This is a genomic window from Streptomyces sp. NPDC101225, from assembly GCF_044767585.1.
In the GTDB taxonomy this organism is placed as follows: Bacteria; Actinomycetota; Actinomycetes; order Streptomycetales; family Streptomycetaceae; genus Streptomyces.
Genome location: NZ_JBIWOE010000027.1, coordinates 106314 through 120035, shown reverse-complemented (window position 1 = coordinate 120035; position 13722 = coordinate 106314). Strand labels below are relative to the sequence as shown.

Here is a 13722-nt window from a genome sequence, read left to right as displayed (position 1 = left end):
CCCCGGCCCATTCCCCCATCACCACAAAACGAGTCTGGCCCCGCCGCTCACGCGGCGGGGCCAGAACCCCAAGATCTTCATGAGCCTTCTAGGGGGTGTCTGACACCCCCCAGGGGAGGAAATCCGTTGGCCCCGATCTGCGGCGCCCGTCTACAATCTCCGCTCTTGCCCGCCTCCCCCGTGGAGCGCCGCCGCCCGGACGGAAACCGGCCGGCCTCTCAGCCACCTGCTCGTAGGTACCCGGAGGCATCGCCTTGTCCACGCCCGTCGACGACCCCCTCGAACCCCTCTCCCGAGAGCGCTCCCACCTCGCCTCCTCGCGCGCCGCCCTGCGGGCCATGCGCGAGGACGTCGAGTCCCTCGACATCAGCGACGTCACCGCGAACTGGGTCAACGCCGCGGTGCTGGCCCGCCAGATCGACGAGCGTGTCGAGGCGCTGGCCGACCTCAGCGACACCCCGCTGTTCTTCGGCCGGCTCGACTATCTGCACGCCCCCGGCGCCGAGCGGGCCGAGGGGGCGGACGAGAGAACGGGGCGCGAAGCGCCTTCCCTGCACGGGCGGGAGCGGGAGACGGGCGGGCGCTTCTACATCGGGCGCCGGCACGTGCACGACCACGACGGCGACCCGATGGTGATCGACTGGCGCGCGCCGGTCTCGCAGCCGTTCTACCGGGCCTCCAAGAAGGACCCGATGGACGTCTCGCTGCGCCGCCGCTTCGGCTACACCCGCGGCGAGATCACGGCCTACGAGGACGAGCACCTCTCCGACCCGGGCGAGGCCGCCCGCACCAGCAAGCTGCTCCAGCAGGAGATCGAGCGCCCGCGCGTGGGCCCCATGCGCGACATCGTCGCCACCATCCAGCCCGAGCAGGACGAGATCGTCCGCAGCGGGCTGGGCGGCACGGTGTGCGTGCAGGGAGGCCCCGGCACCGGGAAGACGGCGGTCGGCCTGCACCGGGTCGCCTACCTCCTCTACGCCCACCGGGAACGGCTCGCCCGCACCGGCACCCTCGTCATCGGGCCGAACCGCTCCTTCCTGCACTACATCGAGCAAGTGCTGCCCGCGCTGGGCGAGCTGACCGTGCGGCAGGCCACCGTCGACGACCTCGTGGCGGGCACCGTGGAGGTGCGGGGCAGCGACGCGGCGCCCGCCGCGATCGTCAAGGGCGACGCACGGATGGCGGAGGTGCTGCGCCGGGCGGTCCTCTCGCACGTCACCCTGCCCACCGAGCCGGTCGTGGTGGTGCGCGGCTCCCGCCGCTGGCGCGTGCCCGCGTACGAACTGCAGGACATCGTCCGCGAGTTGCTCGACCGCGGCATCCGCTACGGCGCCGCCCGCGAGGCCCTTCCGCAGCGCATCGCGCACGCCGTGCTGGTGCAGATGGAGCGCTCGGGCGAGGCGCCCGACGACCGGGTGCAGGACGCGGTGGCCCGCAACGCCGCGGTGAAGGCGGCCGTCAAACAGCTCTGGCCGCCGGTCGACCCGGCCAAGCTCGTGCTGCGCCTGCTCACGGACGCGGACTTCCTCGCCGCGCACGCGGACGGCGTGCTCACCGGGGACGAGCAGAAGACGATCCTGTGGGCGAAGCCGGCGCGGTCGGTGAAGTCAGCCAGGTTCTCGTCCGCGGACGCGGTGCTGGTCGACGAGGCGACGGACCTCGTGCGGCGCACGCCCTCCCTCGGCCATGTGGTGCTGGACGAGGCGCAGGACCTCTCGCCCATGCAGTACCGCGCGGTCGGCCGCCGCTGCACCACCGGCTCGGCGACCGTCCTGGGCGACCTGGCGCAGGGCACCACGCCCTGGTCGACGCGGAGCTGGGACGAGGCGCTGGCCCACCTCGGCAAGCCGGAGGGCGTCGTCGAGGAGCTGACCGCCGGCTTCCGCGTCCCGACGGACGTCATCGGCTACGCCTCCCGGCTGCTCCCGCACATCGCCCCCGGCCTGACCCCGGTCGCCTCGGTCCGGGAGAACCCGGGCTTCTTCGACCTCCGCCCGTCCGCCGGCACCGCCGACGTGGTCGCCGCCTGCGAGGAGTTGCTCCGCAACGAGGGCTCGACGGGCCTGATCGCGGCGGACGCCCGGGTGCCGGCTCTCGCGCAGGCGCTGGCGGCGGCCGGACTCCCGTACCTGGCCCCGGGCGAGGAGACGACCGCCGAGACCCGGCTCACCCTGGTCCCGGCATCCCTGGCCAAGGGCCTGGAGTACGACTACGTGGTGCTCGACGAACCGCGGGCGGTGGTCGACGGCGAGCCCGACGAGCGGACCGGGCTGCGCCGGCTGTACGTGGCCCTGACCCGAGCGGTGTCGGGCCTGATCGTGACGCACGCGGCGCCGCTGCCGCCCCAGTTGCACGGCTGAGGCGGCGCCGGGGGCCCTCGACGCCGGTTGCCGGGCGCGGGTGCGCGGGGGTTTCCCGCGCGGTTCCCCGCGCCCCGCGGGCGGGACCCGTCACCGTGTGTCCAGCACCTGCCGCCACTCCCGCACGGCCTCCCGCGACACGGGCCCCTCCCAGCCGCCGGGCCGCGCCGCGCCGCCGATGTGGAACGCCTCGACGCCCGCCGCCTTCAGCTGGGGCACGTGCTCCAGGCGGAGCCCGCCGCCGACCATGATCTGCGGCTCGTAGCCCGGCTGCCCGCGCCGCGCCGCCTCGGCGAGCAGCACGGGCAGGCCGTCGTCCACACCCGTGGCCGAGCCGGCGGTGAGGTACGCGTCGAGGCCCGGCAGGCCGTCGAGCTGCTTGCGCAGGGCGTCCCGGTCGGCGGCACGGTCGATGGCCCGGTGGAAGGTCCACGGGCAGCCGTCCAGCTCCGCCACCAGGCACTCCACGGCAAGGAGGTCGACGGTGCCGCCCGCGTCGAGGAACCCGAGCACGAACTCCTCGGCGCCCGCGGCCCGCATCCGCGCGGCGGCCTGCAGCAGCCGCTCGGCGTCCCCGACCGCGAACCCGTCCGCCAGCCGCAGCATCACGCGCAGCGAGATGTCGACGGCGGCGCGGATCCGGGCGAAGGTCTCGACCGACGGGGTCAGCCCGTCGGCCGCCATGTCGGTGACCAGCTCGAGGCGGTCCGCGCCTCCGGCCTGGGCGGCGACCGCGTCCTCGACTCCGAGGGCGATCACCTCCAGGACTGCACGCTTGCTCATGGGGCCCCATTCGTCGACTCGGCGGGCGGTACAGGTCTAGTCCAATTCACAGCCTAGCCCGTGCCCCCGCCGGTCCACGACGCCCCGGCGTCACCCGAAGAGGTTCAGCTCCCCCGCGTCCACGCCCACCAGCTCGAAGCCGGCCGTCTCCACCGGCCGCCCCGAGTACAGCCGTACGAGGTCGGCGGCGCCGCCGATGAAGCGGGCCGGGGGCCGCGCGGCGGCCAGGTCACCGAGGCGCTGCGGCTCGTCCACGTCGTCGAGGTCGGCGTGCAGCGGCGGATGCGCCTTCTCCCGGGTGATCCGCACGAGCAGGGTGAGCGCGTCCGGCAGTCCGGGCCCCGCGTACGCCCCCGGCTCCCCGAAGGTGTCGCGCACGTCACCGGCGTGCACCCACTCCCCCAGCGCGACCATGTCCAGCACCCCGCCCGCCTTGGCGATCACCGGCCCGGCCTCGGTCATCCCGCGCTCCAGCTCGTCGACGACCTGCGCGTTCGTCCACTCCGCGCGCTCGGCGATGTCGCGGTCGTTGGACGCGGGCGAGAACACGCCCTTCTCGTAGCGGCTCTCCACCACCCGCATCAGCGCGGACGAGCAGTGCGCGAGCACATCCCGCACCGACCACCCGGGACACCCGGCGGTCGGCAGCGCGAAGTCGTCGTCCGGCCGCGCCCGCAGCAGCGGCACCAGCGCGTCCCGCTCGGTGATCAGCAGCCGTCCGGGCAGTTCGGGGTCACGTACCTCGGCAGAAGTCATGCGTTCCACGCTAGGGGGTGTTTCGAAGGTGGCGTCGTCCGCCCGCGGGGCAGGCGGGATTTTCGCAACACGCCCTAACGCCGCGGCCGGACGGGCGGTCCGGGCCCGCGGGGATCGGCGGGAGAATGGGCGCATGGCCGATCTCGACGCTCTGCGCTTCCGCTGGACCCGTGCGCTGGAAGGAGCCCGCGGCGGCGGTGCCGGGCCCGACCCCGCGCCGTACGCCGACAACCTGCTGGCCCGCTGGCAGGAGCCGCAGCGGCACTACCACACGCTCACGCATCTGACGGCGGTGCTGGAGCACGTCGACCTGCTGGAGGCGTACGCCGCCGACCCGGACGTGGTGCGCCTCGCGGCCTGGTTCCACGACGCGGTCTACCTGCCCGACCGCTCCGAGAACGAGGAGCGCTCCGCCCGCCTGGCCGAACGCGCCCTGCACGAGGCGGGGGTGCCGGAGCACAGGACCGCCGAGGTGGCCCGGCTGGTCCGTCTCACCGTCACCCACGACCCGGCCGACGACGACCGGGACGGCCAGGTCCTGTGCGACGCCGACCTCGCGATCCTCGCCGCGTCCCCGTCGGTGTACGCCGCCTACACCGCCGCCGTCCGCGAGGAGTACCACTTCGTGCCGAACCACGCCTTCCGCACCGGCCGCGCCGCGATCCTGCGTCAGCTCCTCGGTCTTCGGCGACTGTTCAGGACGCCGTACGGACAGGCCGAGTGGGAGGCGACGGCGCGCTACAACCTCGGCGCGGAGCTGGAAATCCTGTCGCTTCCCGAGGACCCCGCGTCCTAGTCTGCGGCCTATGCGTGCATGGGGCGGGTACAGGGTGCAGGAGGCCGTCGAGGGCTGCGTCGCGGTGCTGCGGACGGCCGCGGACCGGGACTGGACGGCGGTGCGGGCCGGCCGATTGGAGTGGAACTGCCACGAGACGGCGTTCCACATCGCCGAGGACCTCATCGCGTACGCCGCCAACCTCGCGGGGCGCGCCCAGGACGCCTACGTCCCCTTCGACATCACGCTCGACGAGGGCACCGGCAACGCGGGCCTGCTGCAGGTGATCGAGACGACGGGCGCCCTGTTCGCCGCCACCCTCCGCACGACGCCGCGCGAGGTCCGCGCCTTCCACCCGTACCCGTTCCGCAGCGCGAACCGCGAGGGCTTCGCCGCGATGGGCGTCGCCGAGGTCCTCGCCCACACGTACGACATCGCCGAGGGCCTGGGCCTGGCCTACGAACCGCCCGCCACCCTGCCCGAGTTCGTCCTCACCCACATCTTCCCGCACGTCCAGCCGGGCCCCGACCACTGGCGGACCCTCCTGTGGGCCACCGGCCGCGGCGACCTGCCCGGCCGCGCCCCGGTCACCGAGTGGCGCTGGCACAACAACCTCGTCATCCCGGCCGGTCGCCTCACCCTTCAGGGCATCACCCCGGCGTCCGCGCGCGACCTGGTGATGGGCGGTGACGGCGGGTTCGACTGGATCGAGGGCGGCCCGTTCGACGGCACCCGGGAGGCCTCCGGCTTCATGCTGAAGGCGTACGAAGGGGGCGTGCACCGGCCGGAGTTCGGCGTCTTCGCCCTCGTGCGCCGCGAGGACGGCCGCGCGGTCGGCGGCATGGGCTTCCACGGCCGCCCCGACGAGGAGGGCCGGACCGAGATCGGCTACGACCTCGCCGAGAACGCCCGCGGCAACGGCTACGCGACCGAGGCCCTGCGCGCCCTGTCCGACTGGGCCTTCGCCCGCGACGACGTCCGCAGCCTCTTCGCCACGATCGACCGTGCCAACCGCCCCTCCCAGGCGGTCGTCACCCGCGCGGGCTTCCGGCAGGTCAGCGAGGACGGGGAAGGACTCGCCTTCGAACTGCGCCGCTAGTGCTGTGGCCGGGAAGCACCCCCTAGGGACGCCCCTTGGGCCGGCGCAGCCCCGCCCCCGTCAGCAGCCGCACCACCTCGCGGCTGCTGACCTCCACCGCGCCGGCGCGCACCACGTCCGCGTACCGGTGCGAGGGGATGTCGTAGTGGTCGCGTTCGAAGGCGCGGCGGGGCACGCCCAGCTCCGCGGCGAAGACGTGCAGTTCGTCGTAGGACAGATCGCTGACCAGGTGCGACCACATCCGGCCATGGCCCGGCCAGGTGGGCGGGTCGATGTAGACCGTCACGAGGAGGCCGCTCCGCCGACGGCCTGCGCCAGCGACCCCAGCGCCGCGACCTTCACGCCCGCCTGGTGGCAGACCCAGTGCGGATCGGGGCCCAGCTCCGGTTCGACCTCCAGGGCGTGCGGGTCGCCCCCGCCGCAGACCGGGCACAGCGGCCAGCGGCCGTACGCCTCCAGCAGGGCGTCCTGGACGTCCTGGGCGACCAGGCCCGCCACGTAGCCCGCGCCCTGCGGCCACTGCTCGACCCACCAGCGCCGCTGCACGACGGACTCCTCGACCATCGACACCACGTCCGAGGCCGTGACGTCGCCTGCGGACAGATCGGCCAGGACGAGGGCGCGTGCGGCGTGCAGGGTCTGTTCCAGGGGACTGATCGGGTGCATGCCCCCCATTGTGCGCACTCTTGACCGCGGGGCCGAGCCGAAAATATCTTTCATACGTGACCCAGAACGTGAAGGAAATTTTCGCCACCGAGGGAGCGGGCACGCCGGGCGCGGCGCCCCCGGCGCCTCCCGCACCGGCCGCGCTCGCCGCGAAGGTGCGCACCCTCGGGCCCTCCATGACCCGCTCCATGCAGCGGGTCGCCGAGGCCGTGGCCGGCGACCCGGCCGGCTGCGCGGCCCTCACGGTCACCGGCCTCGCCGAGCTCACCGGCACCAGCGAGGCGACGGTCGTGCGGACGGCCCGGCTGCTCGGCTACCCCGGATACCGCGACCTGCGGCTCGCCCTGGCCGGGCTGGCCGCCCAGCAGCAGTCCGGGCGGGCGCCCGCCATCACCACCGACATAGCCGTCGACGACCCCATAGCCGACGTCGTGGCGAAACTCGCCTACGACGAGCAGCAGACCCTCGCGGACACGGCGGCCGGACTCGACACCGTGCAGCTCGCCGCCGCGGTGAGCGCGGCGGCCGCCGCGCGGCGGATCGACGTCTACGGCGTCGGGGCGTCCGGCCTCGTCGCCCAGGACCTGGTGCAGAAGCTGCTGCGCATCGGGCTGCTGGCACACGCGCACAGCGACCCGCACCTGGCCGTGACCAACGCGGTGCAGCTGCGCGGGGGCGACGTCGCCATCGCCATCACGCACTCGGGATCGACCGGGGACGTCATCAAGCCGCTGCGGGTCGCCTTCGAGCACGGAGCGACCACCGTCGCGATCACGGGACGGCCGGACGGAGCGGTCAGCCAGTACGCCGACCACGTGCTGACGACGTCCACCGCCCGGGAGAGCGAGCTGCGCCCCGCGGCGATGTCGTCCCGGACCAGCCAGCTTCTCGTGGTGGACTGCCTGTTCGTGGGAGTGGCGCAGCGCACGTACGAGACGGCGGGACCTGCCCTTGCCGCGTCCTACGAGGCACTGGCCCATCGGCACAGGCGGTAGACCGTAGAACCGGAGGCTGTGGATCGCCTGCGGACCGATGGGGCTGGTCGCACAGTTCCCCGCGCCCCTGAAAGACCTTCACCGGACCGTACGTCGAAAGAGCCGCGCCCCTATGACCTCCACCTCCAGCCCCCGTGGACTCCGAGCCGACCTGGAAGCGATGACCACCGAGGCGTTCCGGCCCGAACTCGCCGAGATCGACCGGCTGCCCACGCTCGAGATCGCGCGGCTGATGAACGGCGAGGACACCACCGTGCCCCAGGCCGTCGCCGAGCGGCTGCCCGAGATCGCCGCCGCCATCGACGCCGTCGCGGAGCGGATGGCGCGCGGGGGGCGGCTGATCTACGCCGGGGCCGGCACCGCCGGGCGGCTCGGGGTGCTGGACGCCTCCGAGTGCCCGCCGACCTTCAACACCGACCCGGACCAGGTCGTCGGCCTGATCGCGGGCGGGCCCGAGGCGATGGTGACCTCCGTCGAGGGCGCCGAGGACTCCGCGCAGCTCGCGCGCGACGATCTCGACGCGCTCGGCCTCCTCGCCGCCGACACCGTGGTCGGCGTCTCCGCCTCCGGCCGCACCCCGTACGCGATCGCCGCCGTGGAACACGCCCGCGCGCTGGGCGCGTTGACGGTCGGGCTGTCCTGCAACGCCGGCAGCGCGCTCGCCGGGGCCGCCGAGCACGGCCTGGAGATCGTCGTCGGGCCCGAGCTGCTCACCGGCTCCACCCGCCTCAAGGCGGGCACGGCCCAGAAGCTCGTGCTCAACATGGTCTCGACGATCACCATGATCCGGCTCGGCAAGACGTACGGGAACCTGATGGTCGACGTACGCGCCTCGAACGAGAAGCTGCGCGCCCGCTCCCGCCGTATCGTCGCCCTCGCCACGGGTGCGTCGGACGACGAGATCGAGCGGGCCCTCGCCGCCACCGACGGCGAGGTGAAGCACGCGATCCTGGCCCTGCTGTCCGGCGTCGACGGCCCGACGGCGGCCCGTCTGCTGGCGGACTCCGACGGCCATCTGCGGGCGGCGCTGGAGGCGGCGGCCGACTGACGGTCCTCTCAGCAGGGCAGTCTCCCCTCGCTGTTGGCCTTGCGGACACGGGCCCGCAACACCTCCTCCGGGGACGCGGTCCGGGCCGACTCCGGCGGGCAGTCCCACTCGCGCCCCCCGGCAACGGGGCGCAGCTGCACCCGGCCGCCGACATGCCCCATGGCCTCGCCGATCCGTCCGTCCCGTACGTCGGTCACGTACGTGCCGACCGGCGGCCGCTCCCCGCGCAGCACCGAGGCCAGCCGCTCGGCGGTACGGATGTTGCAGCGGCCGAGGTCGACCAGGGGGAACGGCTCGTCGCTCGCGCCGGTGACGGGGTCGACGGTGAGGGAGGGCAGGACGACGCCGACGCCCGCGAGGGCGCTCCGCAGGGTTTCGACGACTTCTTCGGTCGACCGCACGTTGCTCGTACCTCCACGCTGAGTTCACTGTTCGCGACCCAGCGTGTCCATCCCGCCTCTAGCCTGGCCATACGTGCCGTCCAACAACCATGTCTGTCGGACAGGGAGTTGCCCATGCCGGGACCGAAGGATCTCGACCCGTCGTCATCACCCCGAGCGCTCCTGGGCGCGGAGCTGCGCCACGCGCGCGAGAAGGCCGGGCTGAGCCAGGAGGAGCTGGGGATACGGCTGTTCGTGAGCGGGTCGTTCGTGGGGCAACTGGAGGCGGGCACGCGGCGGATGCAACCGGAGTATGCGCGGCTGCTGGATGAGGTGCTGGAGACGGAGGACTTCTTCCGGCGGAATTGCCGGGCGGCCGCGAAGTCCCGGTATCCGGAGCACTTCGCCGAGGCGGCGGAGGCGGAGGAGACGGCCACGGAGATCCGGGAGTACGCGCCGCAGCTGATCCCGGGACTGCTGCAGACGCCCGGGTACGCACGCGCCGTGTGCCGGGCCTATCAGCCGACGGCACGGGACGAGGTGATCGAGGCACTGGTGACGGCGCGGACGGAGCGGGCCCGGCTTCTCGCCGATCCAACAGAGCCGCTGTTGTGGGCCGTGGTCGACGAGGCCGCCCTGCGCCGGGTGGCGGGCGGGCGCGCGGTGATGGCGGAGGCACTGCGCCACATCGTCGGGCTGATGCGCCGCAGCCGGGTGATCGTGCAGGTGCTGCCGTTCGACGCGGGAGCACACCCGGCGATGGAGGGTGCCATCAAGCTGATGGACTTCGACAACGCGCCGCCGCTGGTCTACTTCGAGGGACCCGGCATCGGACGCCTGGAGGACGATCCGGCCGCCGTCCACCGGCATCGGCTGACCTATGACCTCCTCACAGCCGGCGCACTGTCTCCGGAGAACTCCCTGGCCTTGATTGAAGCCGTGGCGCAGGATTACGCCCATGAGGAGCATCCCTGAGGCCACCTGGTTCAAGTCCAGCTACAGCGGGGGCAGCGGCGGCAATTGCCTGGAAGTGAGCCACGATTTCCCCACCCACATCCCCGTGCGGGACTCCAAGACCCCCCAAGGCCCACAACTCGCCTTCCGGCCGGCCGCCTGGAAGGAATTCGTCGAAGACCTCAAGCACCCCGCACACTGATACGCATGAACCACGCCCAGCTGACCGCCCTGGGCCGTGCTCTCCGTCTCCTCGGGGAGCACGGTGAAGCCCTCACCGCCGACACGCCGGACGGCAAGCTGCACGAGGTCAAGGCGGACCTCCGCCGCGCCCTGGAGCTGCTGGACGACAGCGTCACCGGCGCCGCGCCCGCGACCCGCTGCCCCGAGCATCCCAACGGGCCCGTGGACGAGAACGCGCACGACCTCTGCCTGCTCTGCGAGACGAGGCGGCGGGCGGCCCGCAGGGCCGAGTACAACGGCGGCCCCCTCCCCGCGCACCCCGGACGGACGGCGCCGTCGCGCTACGGCGTCAGCGCCGACCGTCCGCAGCCCCAGCAGCGCTGGCTGCCGGAGCAGTGGAACGGGCAGACGTGGCAGCTGTGCGGCACGCCGAGGCGGGACCGGCGCGAGGCGGAGCTGTACATCACCGCCCAGCGCCGCGGCCCCCGCCCGGCGATGGCGTACCGGCTGGTGCACGAGTTCACCGACTACGAGGTGCTGCGGGTGTGGGGCACGCCCGTGAAGACCGACATCGAGCCGCTGGGGAACCTCTAGGGGGTGTCTGGCGTCAGCTCAGCGACTTGAGCGCCGCCGCGTCGTAGGGCCTCAGCTCCGAGGCACGGCCTTCGAGGATCTTCGCCGCCCACTCCGGGTCCTGGAGCAGCGCGCGCCCGACGGCGACGAGGTCGTACTCCTCGCGCTCCAGCCGGTCCAGCAGGTCGTCGATGCCGCGGATCCCCGACCCCTCACCGGCGAAGGCGCGGATGAAGTCGCCGTCGAGGCCGACGGAGCCGACCGTGATGGCGGTCTTGCCGGTCAGCTTCTTGGTCCAGCCGGCCAGGTTGAGGTCGGCGCCGTCGAACTCGGGCAGCCAGTAGCGGCGCGTGGAGGCGTGGAAGGCGTCGACGCCCGCGGCGGCCAGCGGCGCGAGGATGGCCTCCAGCTCCTGAGGGGTCTCGGCGAGCCGGGCGTCGTAGGCCTCCTGCTTCCACTGCGAGTAGCGGAAGAGGATCGGGAAATCGGGCGAGACCGCCTCGCGCACCGCCGCCACGATCTCCTGCGCGAACTTCGCGCGGGCCACGCGGTCGCCGCCGTAGGCGTCCGTGCGGCGGTTGGTGCCCGCCCACAGGAACTGGTCGAGGAGGTAGCCGTGGGCGCCGTGCAGCTCCACGCCGTCGAAGCCGATGCGCTCGGCGGCGGCCGCGGCCTCGGCGAACGCGCCGATGACGGCGTCGATGTCGGCCTGTGTCATGGGCGTGGCGTCCTCGACGCCGGTGACGCGCAGACCGGAGGGACCGTGCGAGGGGGCGTCCGGGTAGGGGGCGTCGCCCTGGTTGCGGACCGTGCCGATGTGCCACAGCTGCGGGACGATCGTGCCGCCCGCCGCGTGCACGGCGTCCGCGACCCTCCGCCATCCCGCGAGCTGCTCCTCGCCGTGGAAGCGGGGGACGCGGTCGCTCTGGCCGGCCGACTCGTGGCCGACGTAGGTGCCCTCGGTGACGATCAGCCCGACACCCGCGGCGGCCCGGCGGGCGTAGTACGACACGACGTCCTCGCCGGGGATGCCGCCCGGGGAGAACATGCGCGTCATCGGGGCCATGACGATGCGGTTGGGGACGGTGAGGCCGTTGATCGTGGTGGGCCGGGAGAGGATCTCGGCGGCGCGGGAGGTGGCGGGGGCGGTCACGTGGGGTACTCCTCGGGGGCTGAGTTAACCGGTCGGTATGTGCGCACGCATTGTTGCACCACCTTAAGCAATCACCTGCGCGCCGGTTCCCATTCCCGGACGGCCCCAAGCACCCGTGTGACGCCGGACACACGAAAGGGCGGCACCCCCTGCCGGAGCAGGAAGTGCCGCCCTTGCGTCAGGACGTTGATCAGCCGGAGCCGGAGCCCCGGGGCCGATCAGAAGTCCATGTCACCGCCCGGCATGCCGCCACCGGCGGGCGCGGCGGCCTTCTCCGGCTTGTCGGCGATGACGGCCTCGGTGGTCAGGAACAGCGCGGCGATGGAGGCGGCGTTCTGCAGGGCGGAACGCGTGACCTTCGCCGGGTCGATGATGCCTTCCTTGACCAGGTCGACGTACTCGCCGGTCGCGGCGTTCAGGCCGTGGCCCGGGGTCAGGTTGCGCACCTTCTCCACCACGACGCCGCCCTCGAGGCCGGCGTTGACGGCGATCTGCTTCAGCGGGGCCTCGAGCGCGAGCTTCACGGCCTGGGCGCCGGTCGCCTCGTCACCCTCCAGGTCCAGCTTCTCGAAGACGGTGGTCGCCTGGATGAGCGCGACGCCACCACCGGCGACGATGCCCTCCTCGACGGCGGCCTTCGCGTTGCGGACGGCGTCCTCGATGCGGTGCTTGCGCTCCTTGAGCTCCACCTCGGTGGCGGCACCGGCCTTGATGACCGCGACACCGCCGGCGAGCTTCGCCAGGCGCTCCTGCAGCTTCTCGCGGTCGTAGTCCGAGTCGCTGTTCTCGATCTCGGCGCGGATCTGGTTCACGCGGCCCTGCACCTGCTCCGTGGAGCCGGCGCCGTCGACGATGGTGGTCTCGTCCTTGGTGATGACCACCTTGCGGGCGCGGCCCAGCAGGTCGAGGGAGGTGTTCTCGAGCTTGAGGCCGACCTCCTCGGAGATGACCTCGCCGCCGGTGAGGATGGCGATGTCGTTCAGCATCGCCTTGCGGCGGTCGCCGAAGCCCGGGGCCTTGACGGCGACGGACTTGAAGGTGCCGCGGATCTTGTTGACGACCAGGGTCGACAGGGCCTCGCCCTCGACGTCCTCGGCGATGATCAGCAGCGGCTTGCCCGACTGCATGACCTTCTCCAGGAGCGGGAGCAGGTCCTTGACGGAGCCGATCTTGGAGTTGGCGATCAGGATGTACGGGTCGTCGAGCGACGCCTCCATCCGCTCCATGTCGGTGGCGAAGTACGCCGAGATGTAGCCCTTGTCGAAGCGCATACCCTCGGTGAGCTCCAGCTCCAGACCGAAGGTCTGGGACTCCTCGACGGTGATGACGCCTTCCTTGCCGACCTTGTCCATGGCCTCGGCGATGAGCTCGCCGATCTGGGTGTCGGCGGCGGAGATGGAGGCCGTCGAAGCGATCTGCTCCTTGGTCTCGACATCCTTGGCCTGCTCCAGCAGGGCACCGGAGACGGCCTCGACGGCCTTCTCGATACCGCGCTTGAGGGCCATCGGGTTGGCACCGGCGGCTACGTTGCGCAGGCCCTCCTTGACCAGGGCCTGGGCGAGAACGGTCGCGGTGGTCGTACCGTCGCCGGCGACGTCGTCCGTCTTCTTGGCGACTTCCTTGACCAGCTCGGCGCCGATCTTCTCGTACGGGTCCTCGAGCTCGATCTCCTTGGCGATGGAGACACCATCGTTGGTGATCGTGGGGGCGCCCCACTTCTTCTCGAGGACGACGTTGCGGCCCTTGGGGCCGAGCGTCACCTTCACGGCGTCCGCGAGCTGGTTCATGCCGCGCTCGAGGCCGCGCCGCGCCTCCTCGTCGAACGCGATGATCTTGGCCATGTGAAGTGGTCCCTCCAGGACTGGGGGTGATTCCTTCGGACCGCGCCCGCGCCCGCGACGGACGGCACGCCTGCCGTGTGGTTCCTTGCCCCACCCGGCCTGCGGGCCTCACCGACCCGGTCCTTCGTTGTCACTCTCACCTTCAGAGTGCTAACG

At 72.7% G+C, this 13722-nt stretch carries 15 protein-coding genes; 8 read left to right on the top strand and 7 right to left on the bottom strand.

Annotated elements, in window-relative coordinates:
- Window positions 1-254: 254 nt before the first annotated feature.
- The gene (locus tag ACIRPX_RS31160; protein WP_404201446.1) at window positions 255-2360 is read left to right on the top strand and encodes a HelD family protein; all 2106 of its coding nucleotides are present in this window, start codon (window positions 255-257) and stop codon (window positions 2358-2360) included.
- Window positions 2361-2450: 90 nt separating this feature from the next.
- On the opposite strand, the gene ACIRPX_RS31155 is transcribed toward ACIRPX_RS31160, so the two are convergent.
- Both ACIRPX_RS31155 and ACIRPX_RS31150 read right to left on the bottom strand, forming a co-directional pair.
- Entirely contained in the window at window positions 2451-3143 is a 693-nt protein-coding gene (locus ACIRPX_RS31155; RefSeq protein ID WP_404201444.1) for a copper homeostasis protein CutC, read from the bottom strand.
- Between the two features lie 90 nt (window positions 3144-3233).
- Entirely contained in the window at window positions 3234-3899 is a 666-nt protein-coding gene (locus tag ACIRPX_RS31150) for a maleylpyruvate isomerase family mycothiol-dependent enzyme (protein WP_404201442.1), read from the bottom strand.
- A 133-nt stretch (window positions 3900-4032) separates the two neighbouring features.
- On the opposite strand from ACIRPX_RS31150, the gene ACIRPX_RS31145 reads away from it, so the two are divergent.
- Window positions 4033-4695: a hypothetical protein gene (locus tag ACIRPX_RS31145; RefSeq protein ID WP_404201440.1), complete on the top strand. Its 663-nt coding sequence runs from the start codon at window positions 4033-4035 to the stop codon at window positions 4693-4695.
- 10 nt (window positions 4696-4705) lie between these two features.
- A complete protein-coding gene (locus ACIRPX_RS31140; protein WP_404201438.1) occupies window positions 4706-5773 on the top strand; it encodes a GNAT family N-acetyltransferase in 1068 nt (355 codons plus the stop codon).
- Between the two features lie 22 nt (window positions 5774-5795).
- Here the strand turns inward: ACIRPX_RS31140 and ACIRPX_RS31135 are convergent, their stop codons facing one another.
- Together ACIRPX_RS31135 and ACIRPX_RS31130 are read right to left on the bottom strand one after the other, a co-directional pair.
- A complete protein-coding gene (locus ACIRPX_RS31135; protein WP_404201436.1) occupies window positions 5796-6059 on the bottom strand; it encodes a DUF4031 domain-containing protein in 264 nt (87 codons plus the stop codon).
- On the bottom strand, window positions 6056-6439 hold the full coding sequence (locus ACIRPX_RS31130; RefSeq protein ID WP_404201434.1) for a hypothetical protein: 384 nt from the start codon (window positions 6437-6439) through the stop codon (window positions 6056-6058). Before ACIRPX_RS31130 ends, ACIRPX_RS31135 begins: the two co-directional genes overlap by 4 nt.
- A gap of 56 nt (window positions 6440-6495) precedes the next feature.
- Between ACIRPX_RS31130 and ACIRPX_RS31125 the strand changes: the two genes are divergently transcribed.
- Both ACIRPX_RS31125 and murQ read left to right on the top strand, forming a co-directional pair.
- Window positions 6496-7434: a MurR/RpiR family transcriptional regulator gene (locus tag ACIRPX_RS31125; protein WP_404201432.1), complete on the top strand. Its 939-nt coding sequence runs from the start codon at window positions 6496-6498 to the stop codon at window positions 7432-7434.
- A 112-nt stretch (window positions 7435-7546) separates the two neighbouring features.
- A complete protein-coding gene (gene murQ, locus ACIRPX_RS31120; RefSeq protein ID WP_404201430.1) occupies window positions 7547-8482 on the top strand; it encodes an N-acetylmuramic acid 6-phosphate etherase in 936 nt (311 codons plus the stop codon).
- 8 nt (window positions 8483-8490) lie between these two features.
- Here the strand turns inward: murQ and ACIRPX_RS31115 are convergent, their stop codons facing one another.
- A complete protein-coding gene (locus ACIRPX_RS31115; RefSeq protein ID WP_404201428.1) occupies window positions 8491-8883 on the bottom strand; it encodes a hypothetical protein in 393 nt (130 codons plus the stop codon).
- A gap of 114 nt (window positions 8884-8997) precedes the next feature.
- Between ACIRPX_RS31115 and ACIRPX_RS31110 the strand changes: the two genes are divergently transcribed.
- From ACIRPX_RS31110 to ACIRPX_RS31100, 3 genes are read left to right on the top strand one after another with little or no spacing between them, the layout of a single operon-like run.
- Entirely contained in the window at window positions 8998-9837 is an 840-nt protein-coding gene (locus tag ACIRPX_RS31110; RefSeq protein ID WP_404201426.1) for a helix-turn-helix domain-containing protein, read from the top strand.
- Complete coding sequence (locus ACIRPX_RS31105; RefSeq protein ID WP_404201424.1) at window positions 9821-10018, top strand: DUF397 domain-containing protein; 198 nt, start codon at window positions 9821-9823, stop codon at window positions 10016-10018. Before ACIRPX_RS31110 ends, ACIRPX_RS31105 begins: the two co-directional genes overlap by 17 nt.
- Window positions 10019-10023: 5 nt before the next feature.
- Complete coding sequence (locus tag ACIRPX_RS31100) at window positions 10024-10593, top strand: hypothetical protein (protein ID WP_404201422.1); 570 nt, start codon at window positions 10024-10026, stop codon at window positions 10591-10593.
- A gap of 13 nt (window positions 10594-10606) precedes the next feature.
- On the opposite strand, the gene ACIRPX_RS31095 is transcribed toward ACIRPX_RS31100, so the two are convergent.
- Window positions 10607-11725, bottom strand: coding sequence for an NADH:flavin oxidoreductase (locus tag ACIRPX_RS31095; RefSeq protein ID WP_404201420.1), 1119 nt, complete (start codon window positions 11723-11725; stop codon window positions 10607-10609).
- Window positions 11726-11943: 218 nt separating this feature from the next.
- Window positions 11944-13566: a chaperonin GroEL gene (gene groL, locus ACIRPX_RS31090; RefSeq protein WP_404201418.1), complete on the bottom strand. Its 1623-nt coding sequence runs from the start codon at window positions 13564-13566 to the stop codon at window positions 11944-11946.
- Window positions 13567-13722: the final 156 nt, after the last annotated feature.